The 13,372-nt window shown below is 70.9% G+C and carries 14 protein-coding genes, 1 tRNA gene and 1 riboswitch; of the genes, 4 read left to right on the top strand and 11 right to left on the bottom strand.

Going from position 1 to position 13,372, the window contains the following annotated elements; all coding sequences use genetic code 11:
- Nucleotide 1: 1 nt before the first annotated feature.
- Nucleotides 2–66, bottom strand: a riboswitch (guanidine-III (ykkC-III) riboswitch).
- Between the two features lie 127 nt (nucleotides 67–193).
- From ABF401_RS18005 to ABF401_RS17995, 3 genes are all read left to right on the top strand, one after another.
- A complete protein-coding gene (locus tag ABF401_RS18005) occupies nucleotides 194–2,386 on the top strand; it encodes a CHAT domain-containing protein (protein WP_353510961.1) in 2,193 nt (730 codons plus the stop codon).
- A 4-nt stretch (nucleotides 2,387–2,390) separates the two neighbouring features.
- Nucleotides 2,391–4,340: a caspase family protein gene (locus tag ABF401_RS18000; protein WP_353510960.1), complete on the top strand. Its 1,950-nt coding sequence runs from the start codon at nucleotides 2,391–2,393 to the stop codon at nucleotides 4,338–4,340.
- A 114-nt stretch (nucleotides 4,341–4,454) separates the two neighbouring features.
- A complete protein-coding gene (locus tag ABF401_RS17995; protein ID WP_353510959.1) occupies nucleotides 4,455–5,054 on the top strand; it encodes a biotin transporter BioY in 600 nt (199 codons plus the stop codon).
- 15 nt (nucleotides 5,055–5,069) lie between these two features.
- Here ABF401_RS17995 and ABF401_RS17990 read toward each other — a convergent pair whose 3' ends face one another.
- From ABF401_RS17990 to ABF401_RS17945, 10 genes are all read right to left on the bottom strand, one after another.
- Nucleotides 5,070–5,672 carry an energy-coupling factor transporter transmembrane component T family protein gene (locus ABF401_RS17990; protein ID WP_353510958.1) on the bottom strand — a complete coding sequence of 201 codons (603 nt, stop codon included), beginning with the start codon at nucleotides 5,670–5,672 and terminating at the stop codon, nucleotides 5,070–5,072.
- A complete protein-coding gene (locus ABF401_RS17985; RefSeq protein WP_353510957.1) occupies nucleotides 5,669–6,361 on the bottom strand; it encodes an energy-coupling factor ABC transporter ATP-binding protein in 693 nt (230 codons plus the stop codon). The genes ABF401_RS17990 and ABF401_RS17985 overlap by 4 nt, the downstream gene beginning before the upstream one ends.
- Nucleotides 6,352–7,497, bottom strand: coding sequence for a thiolase family protein (locus tag ABF401_RS17980; RefSeq protein ID WP_353510956.1), 1,146 nt, complete (start codon nucleotides 7,495–7,497; stop codon nucleotides 6,352–6,354). The genes ABF401_RS17985 and ABF401_RS17980 overlap by 10 nt, the downstream gene beginning before the upstream one ends.
- Nucleotides 7,478–8,452 (bottom strand): AMP-binding enzyme, encoded by a 975-nt coding sequence (locus tag ABF401_RS17975; protein WP_353510955.1) that lies wholly within the window; start codon nucleotides 8,450–8,452, stop codon nucleotides 7,478–7,480. Before ABF401_RS17975 ends, ABF401_RS17980 begins: the two co-directional genes overlap by 20 nt.
- Nucleotides 8,453–8,586: 134 nt before the next feature.
- A tRNA-Ala gene (locus ABF401_RS17970) sits at nucleotides 8,587–8,662 on the bottom strand.
- A gap of 70 nt (nucleotides 8,663–8,732) precedes the next feature.
- Nucleotides 8,733–9,347, bottom strand: a complete 615-nt coding sequence (locus ABF401_RS17965) for a histidine phosphatase family protein (protein WP_353510954.1) — start codon at nucleotides 9,345–9,347, stop codon at nucleotides 8,733–8,735.
- A gap of 44 nt (nucleotides 9,348–9,391) precedes the next feature.
- Complete coding sequence (gene rsfS / locus ABF401_RS17960; RefSeq protein ID WP_353510953.1) at nucleotides 9,392–9,811, bottom strand: ribosome silencing factor; 420 nt, start codon at nucleotides 9,809–9,811, stop codon at nucleotides 9,392–9,394.
- Nucleotides 9,808–10,458, bottom strand: coding sequence for a nicotinate-nucleotide adenylyltransferase (gene nadD, locus ABF401_RS17955; protein ID WP_502908281.1), 651 nt, complete (start codon nucleotides 10,456–10,458; stop codon nucleotides 9,808–9,810). Before nadD ends, rsfS begins: the two co-directional genes overlap by 4 nt.
- Nucleotides 10,459–10,481: 23 nt before the next feature.
- The gene (locus tag ABF401_RS17950; protein WP_353510952.1) at nucleotides 10,482–10,715 is read right to left on the bottom strand and encodes a hypothetical protein; all 234 of its coding nucleotides are present in this window, start codon (nucleotides 10,713–10,715) and stop codon (nucleotides 10,482–10,484) included.
- A gap of 117 nt (nucleotides 10,716–10,832) precedes the next feature.
- On the bottom strand, nucleotides 10,833–11,435 hold the full coding sequence (locus ABF401_RS17945) for a hypothetical protein (RefSeq protein ID WP_353510951.1): 603 nt from the start codon (nucleotides 11,433–11,435) through the stop codon (nucleotides 10,833–10,835).
- Nucleotides 11,436–11,534: 99 nt separating this feature from the next.
- On the opposite strand from ABF401_RS17945, the gene ABF401_RS17940 reads away from it, so the two are divergent.
- On the top strand, nucleotides 11,535–12,611 hold the full coding sequence (locus ABF401_RS17940; RefSeq protein WP_353510950.1) for a glycosyltransferase family 2 protein: 1,077 nt from the start codon (nucleotides 11,535–11,537) through the stop codon (nucleotides 12,609–12,611).
- A 2-nt stretch (nucleotides 12,612–12,613) separates the two neighbouring features.
- On the opposite strand, the gene ABF401_RS17935 is transcribed toward ABF401_RS17940, so the two are convergent.
- Entirely contained in the window at nucleotides 12,614–13,309 is a 696-nt protein-coding gene (locus ABF401_RS17935) for a class I SAM-dependent methyltransferase (protein WP_353510949.1), read from the bottom strand.
- Nucleotides 13,310–13,372 lie beyond the last annotated feature (63 nt).

The following is a 13,372-nucleotide window of genomic DNA, read 5'->3' as shown; positions in this document are numbered from 1 at the left end:
CAGTGCGGCCGTCTTGTCGCTGGGCGGGTACGGCTCCCTCGTCCGCGAGGGCCTTCCGGCCGCTCTCGGGGCGATGGTACGGCCCCGACGCGGATCGGGCGAATCCGTGAGTATCACCCCGTTCGGGACTAGCCTCTACTCAGGGTCAGGGTGACGCACCGATCCGAATGGGTCCCTGTGTGAGGGGGTCTCCGTGGAACGCGACTATCTCGACTTCGAGGTCTCGATCGAGACCACCGCGGCCGGACAGATGGCCCGCGTGACGAGCTCCCCCGTCGGCACGGGCGATGCGGCCTTCTCCCTGCCCTTCAAGCCGGTCGAGCTCGCCCAGTTCATGACCGCGGTCGGGCCGCCCCGGGTCTCCTCCCGGCGCCTGGTCCCCGCGGAGGCACCTGTGCGGGAGGTCAAGGACTACGGCGCCCGTCTCGGTGGCGCGTTGCTCGCGGGCGAGGTCGGCCGGCTGTTCCGCGAGAGCCTGTCGACGGCGAAGGGGCAGGGCGCGGGGCTGCGGCTGCGGCTGTCCCTCGCGGGCTCTCCGGACCTGGAGCCGGTTCCGTGGGAGTACCTCTACGACAGCGAGCTGGGACGGTTCCTCACGCTGTCCACCCAGACACCGATCGTCCGGTCCTTCGACGCGCTGGACGTCCCGGCGCCCGTCCGGGTGACGGCACCGCTGCGCGTGCTCGTCCTCATCTCGAGCCCGTCGGACGTTCCCGAGCTCGCGGTCGCCCACGAGGAGGAGCTCCTCCGGGCGACGACTGCCGACCTCGTCTCGAGCGGGCGGCTCGAGCTCGTCGTGCTCACCGATGCGACGCTGAGCGCTCTGCAACGGGCGCTGCTCGACACGTTCCACGTCTTCCACTTCATTGGACACGGCGGTTTCGACGAGACCGCCGGTGAGGGCGTCCTCGTCCTCGAGCGACCGGACGGCACGGCGCACCGCGTCGGCGCCTCGCGCCTCGGTACCCTCCTGCACGACGCCAGCGGCATGCAGCTGGTGGTGCTCAATGCGTGCGAGGGAGCACGGACGAGCGGACGGGACGCCTTCTCAGGGGTGGCGCAGGCGCTGGTGCGCCAGGGGCTGCCCGCGGTGGTTGCCATGCAGACCGAGATCTCTGACCGGGCGGCGCTCGTCTTCAGCCACGAGTTCTACTACTTCCTGACGCGGGGCCTGCCGATCGACGCCGCGATCTGCGAGGTGCGCAAGGCGATGGCGACCTCCGACGAGGTCTCCGAGTGGGGAACCCCCGTGCTCGTGCGGTCCGGATCGGACCAGCCCTTCGACGTCTCCGCGCTCAGCAGTCTCGCCGAGCCTGCGCCGGAGGGACGTTGGGAGTCGCTCTACGCCGCGGCGAAGTCGTCGCTCGCGTCAGCTACGCCGCAGGCCGCGGTGCCGATCCTGGAACGGATCGCGACAGAGCGCCCGGACTACGCGGACGTGACGCAGCTGCTCGATCGGGTCAAGGCCGAACCCGAGGGAGGAGCCCAGCCCGACGTCGAGGCGGAACCGCAGCGTGACCTCGATCGGCCGGAGCCGCATGATCGCGCGGCCGGCGGCAAACCGCGCAGACGGCCAACGCGCACGGTCAAGCTGGTCGCATTGGTCGCGGTGGTCGCGGTGGCTTTCCTCGCTTGGCGTTTCCTGCCGAGCCTCCTGCAGCGGGCCGAGCCGATCGTCGGCATCGCGTGTGGTTCGCCGTCGCAGTCGTCTCCCCCGAAGACGACCTTCGTCGTCGGATGTGCCCCGGTGGCCCCGGTCGTCGACGGCGAGTTCGACGACTGGCGGTCCGTGACCAGTCACCCCGTGACCGCGGTCGTCGACAAGCGCGGTGGTGTCCGAGCCGGTCTGTCGGGCGCCGTCCAACTGCTGTGGGACAAGGACGCGCTCTTCGTCCACGCCGCGGTCACCGACTCCGAGATCACCCCCGTCCGAACATCGAGCCCGGGGACCTTCTGGACCGGTGACGGCATCTCGTTCGAGTTCGGGCCGGACCCCCGCGCCCTCGATCCCAACGACAAGCTCCGGACGGGTCAGGACCTGCACGTGATGATCGGCGTCGTCGAGGACGGCGACCGGGGTGGCGTCGCCGCCATCAACCCGGCGAGCAAGGGAACCTTCGTGTCGGGTGACCTCGCCCCCTCCATCGAGGTCGCCCGCCGCCCCACGGCAGATGGATACGAGCTGGAGGCCCGGGTCCCCTGGAGTGCCCTCGGGCTGACGATCCCACCGGCACGCGGCACCGTCGTCGGAATGAACCTGAACGTCAGCGATGCCGAGCGGACAGGACAGCTCAGGACGATGCTGAGCACCAACCCCGGCCGGGTCGCCAGCGCCCAGCCCCACCCTGGTCGCTGGCAGACGGTCCTCCTCTGGGACGAGGGCTGATCCGGTGCCGGAGCTCCGCGCCCTGCTCGTCGGCATCGATGCCTACCCGCCGCCGGTCCCGCCACTCATGGGGTGCGTCAACGACGTGACGGCCATGGCAGAGACCCTTGCCCTGCGGATCCCCGAGCCCGACCTCAGCCTGCTCGTGCTGACGAACGAGCAGGCGACCCGCCACGCCGTGACCGAGGCGATCCGATGCCACCTGCGCGGGAGTGGCCCCGACTCCACGGCGCTGTTCTACTTCAGCGGCCACGGCTCGCAGCAGGAGGCCCCTCCGGAGCTGTGGCCCCGGGAGCCGGACCGACGCAACGAGACCGTCGTGCTCGTCGACAGCCGCTCGACCGGAGGCTGGGATCTGGCGGACAAGGAGCTGAGTGGACTGCTGGCCGGCGTGAGTGGCTCGGTCGGGCACCTGCTCGTCGTCCTGGACTGCTGCCACTCCGGTGACGGCACTCGCGACGCTCCCGCGTGGGTGCGGCTGCGGCTCGCTCCTGAGGACGGCAGGCCGCGGCCCTTCAGCTCCTTCCTCCCCGAGACATCGATGGGACCCCAGCCGCCCGAGCGTGCAGACGATCGCCGAAGGCGATCGGCGTGGAGCCCGGTGGCGACGATGACTCACGTCCTCATCGCCGCGTGCCGCTCCTCCGAGACGGCCAAGGAGCTGACGATCGGTGGTCGCGGGCGAGGGGCCCTCTCGGCGGCACTAGAGCGCGCCCTCCGGGACAACAGCGGGCTGCTCAGCTACCGGGACATCCACCGGTTCGTCACGGCGGGCGTCCTCGCACGGGTCGAGGACCAGCACCCCCAGCTCGAGACCGCGGATGCGTCCGACCTCGACCGCGCCTTTCTCGGCGGGGCCCTGCCTGCGCGGCCGATGCAGCTGCGGCTGAGCCGGTTGCCCGACGGCTGGAGCATCGATGCGGGGGCGGTCCACGGCGTCCCGGAGCCGATCGGGGATGACACGACCGAGCTCGCGATCTATGCCCTGGATGACGACACGGACGGTGCACCGCTTGCCGAGGCCAAGGTCACCACGGTCCTGCCCGACCGGTCGATCGTCGCCCTCACACCTGCGCTCGACACCGGGTTCGTCTACCGCGCCGTGGTCAAGACCATCCCGCTCAAGCCGCTCGACGTCGCCATCGTCGGGGAGCATGACGTGACCACGGCGCTGCAGCAGGCGGCCGCCTCGGCCGACACGACCCTGATCCGGCTGACCGCGGACCCGGCTGCCGCCGACCTCATCGTCCGAGCGCGACCTGACGGCTTCGAGATCACCCGCCCGGGAGTGACCCGTCCGCTCGTCCCGGTGGTCGCCGGGCACCACCGCGAAGAGCGCACGATCCTCGCCCTCGAGCGCGTGGCGCGCTGGCTGCGACTCTCGTCGCTGGGCAATCCTGCAACCCAGCTGCCTCCGGGCTCGATCGGCATCGACGTGACGTCGACCTCCGGCGCGATGGGCCCCGATGGCCGGCTCGAGCTGGCCTACGTCGATGACCACGCCCCGACCTTCACCGTGACGCTGACCAACACGACGACCCGGCCGCTCTGGTGTGCCCTGCTGGACCTGACCGAGACGTACGGCATCTTCACGGACGCCTTCCCGTCCGGCGCGACCCTGCTCGACGCCGGAGCCGGCATCGACGTGGCGCTCACCGGCCAGCTCTCGGATGCGCTGTGGCGAGCGGGAACGGTGGCCATGACCGACCACCTGAAGATCGTCACCAGCACCATCGAGTTCGACCCGCGGTCGCTGGAGCAACCCGAGCTGGAGGTCGACCTCGTCGATTCGGCGCCCGTCCTGCGAGGAGGTCGAGCAGCGCACTCCACTCTCGACCGGCTCCTCACGCGGCTCACGACGCGAGAGGCGCCCCCGTCCGAGACGCCCAGGGCCATCGCCGACTGGCGCACGGACGACCTCTACGTCGTGACGACTCGCCCGCCAACCCCCTGACGAACCCGCTGCTCGGCCGGTGCCCACCCAGCGATCGGGTTCGCCATGCTGCGCGCAGGCGCCGTACGGTGGGCCACGCTGACCTGCGACGCCCGACCCTCGCCGAGGAGACCCATGAGCTCGACCCACGGCCGCACCCGAGATCTCGCGCTGATCGCGACCTTCGCCGGCCTCATCGCCGGGTTGGGTCTCGTGCCGGCAGTCTCGCCGTTTGGCTTCCCCGTGCCGATCACTCTGCAGTCGCTCGGGATCATGCTCGCCGGAGCCGTGCTCGGCGCCCGTCGGGGCGCGTCGGCCGTGCTTCTCTTCCTCTTCCTCGTCGCCCTGGGCCTCCCCCTCCTGTCCGGTGGACGAGGCGGGCTCGGGGTCTTCGCGGGCCCGAGCGTGGGCTACCTCATCGGCTTCCCCATCGCGGCCTTCGTCATCGGGGCGCTCATCTTCCGGCGCGGTGCCCCGTACAGCACCGGCTACGGGCTCGTCGCGATCGTCCTGGGCGGCATCATCGTCCTCTACGCCATCGGCGTCCCTGCCACGGCGTGGCGCGCAGGCATCAGTCTTCCTGCCGCCATGGTGGGCAGCTCGCTCTTCCTCGTCGGCGATCTTGCCAAGGCCGTCATCGCCACACTTGTCGCCGCTGCCGTGCACCGCGGCTACCCGGGCCTGCTCCCCCACCGCCCTGTCGGGCAGCGGGCCCCGGAGACGGCGGTGCGCTGACGCGAGTCGTCAGTGTCAGTCCTCGATGCCGCGGGCGAGGAGCGCGTCGGCCAGCCGATCGGCATGCCGGAGGGTCCGGACCACGAGCGGCACGATGAAGGCGAGCGGGCTCGCCGAGGCGCCCCGGGCCAGCTGCGCCTGCCGCACCTCGCGGGACAGCTCGATGATGACGGCGACCGACCGGACACCGAGTGCGACGAGCAGGCCCACCCGCTCGGGGTCGACGCCGAGACGCCGGAACGGTCGGAGCCACCGCACGACGACCTCGACCAGTGCGGTCGTGCGGGTGGTGAGGCTGACGAGGGTGGCCAGCAGGACGAGCGCCAGCATCGTCCCCACGACGACCACTGACCGCTGCCATCCGGCGACGACGAGCTGGAAGAGCCCGAGCGCGAGGAGGAACCACAGCAGTGGACGGACCTGATCGAACGTGGTGCGCCACGGGATCCGCGCCGCGGCGTAGAGCACGGCGATGACCGCGAGGACCACCGCGACCTGCCACGGCTGCCGCAGAGCCACGACCCCGATCGCGGCGAGGACGAGGATGACCAGCTTGGCGCCGGCAGACAGGCGATGCACGATGGAGTCGCGCGGCACGTAGACGGCGAGCGCGCTCACGACACGAGCCGCAGGTACGCGTCGACGGCCGCCTCCGGCGCGCCATCGAAGGCCAACCGGGCATCGTGGAAGACGAGGACCCGGTCGAAGTCGTCGAGGAGGTCGAGGTCGTGGGTGACGACCACGACCTGCTGGTCGAGCTGGCGGACCACCTCGCGGACTCGGCGCGTGTTCACGAGGTCGAGCAGCGTCGTCGGCTCGTCCATGACGACGAGGTCCGGCCGCGTGACCAGGACCGATGCGAGGGCGAGCAGCTGCTTCTGGCCCCCGGACAGCAGGTGAGCCGGATGGTCCCGGTGCCCGTCGAGACCGTAGGCCGTGAGGGCAGAGTCGACCCGCGCCGCAACCTCGGGCTTGGACAGACGGTGTCGCCGCAGCCCGAAGGCGACGTCCTCTGCAACGGTCGGCATGACGATCTGGGCATCGGGATCGGTGAAGCAGAAGCCGACCCGGCGCCGGATCGAACGGGCGTCCCGGGCCGTGTCGAGGCCGTCGATCCGGACCACCCCAGCGGTCGGGACGACGAGGGCGTTGAGCATCCGCGCAAAGGTCGACTTGCCCGACCCGTTTGCCCCGATGACGCCGACCCGCCTCTCGGTGAGCCGGAGGGAGACGTCGTGCAGCACGGTCCGCTCGACGCCGGACGTGGTGTAGGTGTGCCCCACGGCGTCGAACTCGATCAGCGGCACGTTTCCACCACCAAGGCCGTCCCCTGCCCCCCGCCGGCAGCGATCGCAGCCAGACCATAGCGACCTCGCCCCTGACGGACGAGCTGCGTGAAGAGCCGCACCACGAGCACGGCCCCACTCGCGCCCCAGGGGTGGCCCAGGGCCAGTGCACCCCCGGCAGTGCAGGCCCGGCTCGGGTCGATGGCCAAGGCGTCGTAGCAGGCGAGGACCTGACCGGCGAAGGCTTCGTTGAACTCGATGACGTCGAGGTCCGCCACACTCACGCCCGCCTCGGACATCGCGGCGCGCACGGCGGGCACGAGGGCGAGGCCCGGTCGTCCCGGGGCCACTCCCACGGAGGCGGCTCCGATCACGCGGAGTGCAGGGCGACCGATCGCCTCCGGTGCGGAGCCGGGAAGGATGCCAACCGCTGCTGCCCCGTCGTTGATCCCGCAGGAGTTGCCGACGGTCACCGACCCGCCCGACCTGAACGCGGCCGGGAACCGTGCCAGCCGTTCGGCCGTCAGGCCGGCCCGCGGCCGCTCGTCGGCGGCCACGCCGTCCACGGGAACGATCTCTTCGGCGAACTCGCCACGTGCGGCGGCCAGCACGGCCCGCGCGTGGGACTCAGCGGCATACGCATCCTGTCGTTGACGCGTGACTCCGCACTCCTGCGCGAGGAGGTCCGCGGAGAGGCCCATGTCCACGTCGTCCGCCCGTGGCGCGAAGGGGGCCCGCTCGTAGCGGAGCGGTGGGCTGTCGCCCCGTGGGGGCCAGAATCGCCACGGTGCGGTCGATGCGCTCTCGACTCCCCCGGCGACCACCGGTCCTGATCCGGCTGAGACCAGCCGGGCACCGAGCTCGATGGCCGCCAAGCCGCTCGCGCACTGCCGGTCGACCGTGAGGGCGGCCACGTCGACGGGCAGCCCGGCGGCCAGTGCGGCCACGCGTGCGACGTTGCCTCCCGGACCCATGCAGTTGCCGAGAATGACCTCGCTCGGCGCCTGCCCGACGTCGTCGGCCGCGGCGCGCACCACTGTCGCCGCGAGCTCGGCGGCCGTGACGCCGGCGAGACGACGTCCCGCGGTGCCGATCGGGGTTCGGCGCGCTGCGACGATGAGGGCGTCGGTCATCGGCTCACCGAGCCAGCGCGGCACGGTCCACCTTGCCGCCATCGGTCAGCGGGAGGTGCGACACCACGTGCCACACCCGCGGCCGGTGCGTCACGGGCAGGCGGTCCCGGGCGAGCCGCTCGAGGGTCTCGCGGTCCGCGTCCAGAGTCAGCGTGGCGGCGACGAGCTGTCCCAGCGTCGGGTGCGGCACGGCATGAACGGCAACAGCGCCCCGCGCGGCGGGAGCGAGCACGGACTCGACGTCGGCGACGAGCACGGTGGCGCCCGCCGTGACGATGGCGTCGGGTCGACCGCGCACGACGAGGACGCCGGACTCGAACGACCCGACGTCCCCCACCGTCGCCCAGCCCTCCTCAGCGCGGACCAAAGACCCCGGCGGACCGGTCTGGCCATCGCACACCCACGGCGAGCGAACCCAGATCGTCCCCGGTGCGGGCTCGTCACGGATCTCGATCTCGACGCGCGGGAACGCCCGGAGCGCGCCGTCACCCCCGCTGGCCGCCGCCGCGACGAAGCTCAGTTCTGCAGCACCGTAGTAGTGCGAGATCCGCAGCCCGCGCTGCCGGGCCGCGGCCGACGACCGGTCCGGCAGATGGGCGCCCGCCACGACCACCCGGGCCCCGCGAGGCAGCTCCTCGCCCCGGCGTTCCAGCACGGCCGGCGTGAGGCATGCGTGATCTGCCTGGGCCGGGTCGTCGACGAGCACGGCACCGGCCCACGCAGCGTGCACCGCCGCAAAGAGGTTCATCGTCGACCGAAGCGGCCCAGGCACCCAGACCCGGGCACCGTCGGCCACACCGGTCAGCTCCGAGTAGGCAGGGAACGAGTCCCACCAAGACCGGGTCGTGCGCACCACGTGGCGGGGGCCGGGACCCGTCGTGCCCGAGGTTGCCAGGGCGATCCGGGCGCCCGAACGGTGCGCGGAGAGCACCGCGGCCACCGGGTCGTCGTGCTCGTCCGGCCGGATCAGCCGCGTCATGGGACCTCCTCGAACAGCACCCGGCAGCGAGGCTCCGGGCCGCCACCCATTGAACCAGCCCCTGGTCGGCCAGCGCTCCCGCGTCCTGCGAGCACGACGAAGGGCCGGACTTTCCGGTCCGGCCCTTCGTCGTCTGGTGGAGCTGAGGGGACTCGAACCCCTGACCCCCTCCATGCCATGGAGGTGCGCTACCAGCTGCGCCACAGCCCCAGTTGGACGCCACTTCCGTGAAGCGACTGCGTCACTCTAGCCAAAGAACAGGCCCGAGCCCAAATCCGGCTCAAGCCTTCCACGGGCCCAGGTTCCACCCGGAGATGCGCCATCTCACCCGCTCGCTGAAGCTCTTCCGGCCCTCGACGAGCTCGATCCAGTGGCAGTTGTCCAGACCCCGGAAGATCGCGTCCGCCACGTCCTGGTCGAGCCCGACGAGATCGGTCGCGCCGACCCGGCCGGAGACCCCATGGGTCACGATGATGGCCGTCTCGCCATCGAGCAGCTCCCGCTCGATCTCGCGGACGGACTCGCCCACCCGGCGGGCCACGTCCTCCCGGGTCTCACCGGTGACGCCCCGGGGGACGTCCTCGCCTCGATCCAGAGCGGCGATGGCCTCCGGGTACCGGGCCCGCACCTCGTCGGCGTGCAGGCCCTGCCACTCACCGACGTGCACCTCTCGCAGTCGGCTGTCGAGCCTGACCTCCAGCCCGGTCAGCTGCGCGATGGCATCGGCCGTCGCGGCGGCGCGTTGCAGGTCGCTCGAGACGAGCAGGGCAGGCTGGTACGCAGCCAGGTGCGGCGCGGCGTCGAGCACCTGGGCGCGACCGCTCGCCGACAGCTCTGAGTCCTTGTGGCCCTGCCAGATTCGAGCGGCGTTGTCGACGGTCTCGGCATGGCGCATGATGACGATCCGTCGCGGACCCACCGATCTGGTCGATCCGACGCTCACGACGCCGGGTCCGCTCCAGCATCAGCGCTGCTTCCCGCCACGGGCGGTGTCGGGGCCTCGACCGTCCCAAGGTCGATCTCGGGGCAGTCCTTCCACAGCCGCTCGAGCGCGTAGTACTCCCGCTCGTCCTCGTGCTGGATGTGGACGATGATGTCGCCGAAGTCGATGAGGACCCAGCGACCCTCCCGCTGACCCTCACGCCGGATCGGCTTGGAGCCGAGCTCGCGCAGGCGGTCCTCGACCTCGTCGACGATGGACCCGATCTGCCGCTCGGAGGCGGCGGACGCGATGACGAAGATGTCGGTCAGCGGCATCTGGTCGCTGACATCGATCGCCGTGACCTTCTCGGCGATCTTCTCCTCGGCGGCGTTCGCGGCGGCCTTGGCGAGCTGGAGCGCGTGGGCTGTTGCTGTCACTTGTCTCCTTGTGGGGCGGAGGCAGTCGGTGCCGGTATCGCGACCCGGCGCACGAGCGGCTCGACCGGAGGTGCCCCGCACGGCCCACCGGTGTAGAGGCAGTACTTGTTGATGTACTGGACGACCCCGTCGGGGACGAGGTACCAGACGGGCTCGCCGCCGGCCACCCTCGCCCGGCAGTCCGTCGAGCTGATGGACATCGCGGGCACCTCCTGGAGGGTGACGCGATCCTCCGGGAGGCCCTTGTCGGACAGGACGTGGCCCGGCCGCGTCACGCCGACGAAGTGTGCGAGCTCCCAGAGGGCATCGGCGTCCTTCCACGACAGGATGTCGGCGAGGGCGTCGGCGCCGGTGATGAAGAACAGCTCGTCATCCGGGCGCTCCGCGCGCAGGTCCCGCAGCGTGTCGATGGTGTACGTCGGGCCGGGTCGGTCGATGTCCACCCGGCTCACCGTGAAGCGAGGGTTGGAGGCGGTGGCGATGACGGTCATGAGGTACCGGTGTTCGGCCGGCGAGACCTCCGTCTGTGACTTCTGCCACGGCTGCCCCGTCGGGACGAAGACGACCTGCTCGAGGCCGAAGAGCGACTGGACCTCGCTGGCCGCCACAAGGTGGCCGTGATGGATGGGGTCGAAGGTCCCACCCATGACCCCGATGCGGCGGCGCCCGGTCAGTGCTTCGCCCCGTCCACGTGGCTCGGGTGGCCCTCGATCTGGATCCGGCCGTGCTGGTCGACGTGAGTCGACGCGGGCACCTTGTGGGCGGTGTTGCGGAAGGACCACGTGACGGCGAGCGCCACCAGGAACAGGGCGAAGGTGATGATGAAGTACATCACGAACGGCATGGGAAGCTCGCGCGTGGCTTCCTCGCCCTGCGCCGCCAGAGTCAGGACACGATCAGACATGCGGCCAGCCTAGCGCCCGCGCCCGCCGACTCACGCACGACGGTCAGTCATCGACGGCACAGATCAGGCAGAGCCCACGGGAACGTCCTGCCCGCGAGGCCCGGCGCGGGTGAGCACTCAGAAAAGGTTGGGCTTGGTCGGCGTGATCGTCATGCCGTGCTCTCGACTCACCTCGACCACCGTGTTGAACAGCGCCTGTGCCTTGGCCACGGCAGTCAACGCCTCCGGATCGACCGCGTCGGAGAAGACCTTGTCGGAGTCGGTGGCCGCGCCGAGACTGGCGAGCAGCTCACCCAGCTCGGCCAACGGTGCGGCCAGCGCGTCACAGAGCACGGCGTCTCGAGCAATGTTGTCCGCTGCGTTCTCGACATCCCGGCTCGACTGCGTCGCCGCGAGCCCCACGCCGACCAAGGCCGCGCGGCTCGGTCGGGTCGGTTCGAGCTGCCCGGACTGGTAGGGCTCCCAGATGCCTGCGCGGAAGTAGCCGAGCGCAGAGCCCATGCTCAACAGAAAGGTGCTCTCCGAGAATGCCCCGTTCCCGTTCGTGGCGCATGCGGTCGCGCGGGACGTCGTTGCGCCGGCTCCCGGACGGCCGTCCTCACCGGCGCACCCCGCGAGGACGGCGCCCGTGGCAACGAGCAGGGACACGATGGTGGACGAGGGACGGAAGCGCAGCGGCTCGTGACGTGGCCGGCGAGGTGGGATGAGTACCGGGTTCATATGATGAAGGTAGGCCAGCAGATGGGTGCCATCCAGGGCACATCCGGTCAAAAGGTGCCGCACAGCGGCCAACAGGCAAAGCGCCGTAAGGTGGAGCCCATGGTGCCCGAGCTTTCCGTCGTCATCCCCATGTACAACGAGGAGGACGTGCTGCCACTGCTCGTGGAGCGGCTGCGGCCCCTCCTCGACGGCATGGGTGTGACCTACGAGGTGGTCGCCGTCGACGACGGCAGTCGGGACCTGACACCGGCGCTGCTCCACCGGTACCACCGCGAGTGGCCGGCGTTGCGCGTGCTGCGCCTCCGGGCCAATGCCGGCCACCAGGCCGCCATCTCAGCAGGGCTCTCAAGCGCACGCGGCGACTACGTGGTGACGCTCGACGCCGACCTCCAGGACCCGCCGGAGGTCATCGTGGAAATGCTCGAGGCGGCCAGACGCGACAACGTCGACGTCGTCTACGGCGTGCGCAACGACCGGTCCACTGACTCGTGGTTCAAGCGCGTCTCCGCGCGGTCGTTCTACTCGTTCATCCGCCTCATGTCCGGCACGTCCGCACACGCGGACGCCGGTGACTTCCGGCTCATGTCGCGGGCGACCGTCGATGCGGTCAACAACCTGCCCGAGCACAACCGGGTGCTCCGGTTCGTCGTGCCGGCCTTGGGCTTCCCTTCCGACACGGTGCAGTACAAGCGCGAGGAGCGGGCGGCCGGGTCGACGAAATATCCGCTGCTCAAGATGCTCCGGCTGTCCGTCGACTCCCTGACCGGGATCTCGATCGCACCGCTGCGCCTGGCGTCGTTCGCAGGCTTCTTCGGTGCCCTCCTCGCGGTGCTCCTCATCGTCTACACGCTCGTCGCTCGTGCCCAGGGGCACACCGTCGCCGGCTGGACGTCCACCGTCGCGATCGTTGCGGGGGTCGGCGCCGTGCAGCTTGTCTGCGTCGGCATCCTCGGTGAGTACATCGGCCGGATGTATGCCCAGCTGCAGGGCCGCCCCACCTACTTCATCGCCTACGACTCGCTCACGGAGAGCTCGCCCAAGCACGGTCCAACTGACACTCCCCTGCCGGCGACGCCGCGCGAGCAGCTCATCGAGACGCACGTCGTGCCGATGCCCAACGATGGCGCCCCGGTGACGCAGCCGTCCTTGCACGAGGGTGTCGACCGGACCGCCTGAGCTCACGCTCGCGGCCGCGCCCTGACGAGCAGGCTCACCCCGGGCAGCCGGCGGACGGGCAGGTAACGCTCGGCCACGATGATGCCTCGCAACGCGGCGTTGACGGCCGGATGCAGGTCGTCCAGATCCGACCCGGTCGAAGCGCGCCGGCGCATGGCGACGACGGGCCGCAGCAGCACGTTCCACGACCGGACGTCCGCCGCCTCGAAACCCCCGCGGTCGAGCAGCGCGAGCAGCTCAGCGCGGGTGTAGCGCCGCACGTGATCGACGGCTTCGTCGTGGGCCGACCACAGTCGGGGGTCCGCCGGCACGGCGATGAGATACGTGCCGGTCGGCCGCAGGACGCGGTGGACCTCCCGGACCGCCGCGTCGTCGTCCTCGAGGTGCTCGAGGAGGTCGAAGGCAACCACCAGGTCAATGGAGTCATCCGCGAGCGGCAGCTTGGTCGCATCGGATCGGAGCACCGGCAGTCCGCGCTCGTGAGCCACCTCGGCACCTTCGGTGCTGTACTCCAGGGCGGTCGCCCGCCAGCCCGCCTGGTGCAGCACCATCGTGTTGCCACCGCCAGCGGCACCGATGTCGATGGCCGTGCCCGGTTCGAGCCCCCGGATCGCCTGGGCAAGCAGGTGCCGACGCTCCTGGTACCACCAATGCCGCGCCTCGAGCGCAGCGAGCTTGCGGACTTCAGTGCCCTCCATGGCGCGCCATCATGCCAGTTCGCGAGGGGTGCACCGCGCATGGCCCGACGGAATCGCCGGTGC

The organism is Intrasporangium sp., assembly GCF_040414665.1.
Classification (GTDB): domain Bacteria; phylum Actinomycetota; class Actinomycetes; order Actinomycetales; family Dermatophilaceae; genus Intrasporangium.
The sequence above is the reverse complement of the archived record's forward strand: the minus strand, read 5'-3'. Positions and strand labels throughout refer to the sequence as shown.

Coding starts and splice junctions, on each gene's coding strand:
- ABF401_RS17995 (WP_353510959.1), top strand. CDS start 4,455: ATGAGCTCGACCCACGGCCGCACCCGAGATCTCGCGCTGATCGCGACC.
- ABF401_RS17975 (WP_353510955.1), bottom strand. CDS start 8,452: ATGACGCGGCTGATCCGGCCGGACGAGCACGACGACCCGGTGGCCGCG.
- ABF401_RS17965 (WP_353510954.1), bottom strand. CDS start 9,347: ATGCGCCATGCCGAGACCGTCGACAACGCCGCTCGAATCTGGCAGGGC.
- nadD (WP_502908281.1), bottom strand. CDS start 10,458: ATGGGTGGGACCTTCGACCCCATCCATCACGGCCACCTTGTGGCGGCC.
- ABF401_RS17950 (WP_353510952.1), bottom strand. CDS start 10,715: ATGTCTGATCGTGTCCTGACTCTGGCGGCGCAGGGCGAGGAAGCCACG.
- ABF401_RS17945 (WP_353510951.1), bottom strand. CDS start 11,435: ATGAACCCGGTACTCATCCCACCTCGCCGGCCACGTCACGAGCCGCTG.
- ABF401_RS17940 (WP_353510950.1), top strand. CDS start 11,535: ATGGTGCCCGAGCTTTCCGTCGTCATCCCCATGTACAACGAGGAGGAC.
- ABF401_RS17935 (WP_353510949.1), bottom strand. CDS start 13,309: ATGGAGGGCACTGAAGTCCGCAAGCTCGCTGCGCTCGAGGCGCGGCAT.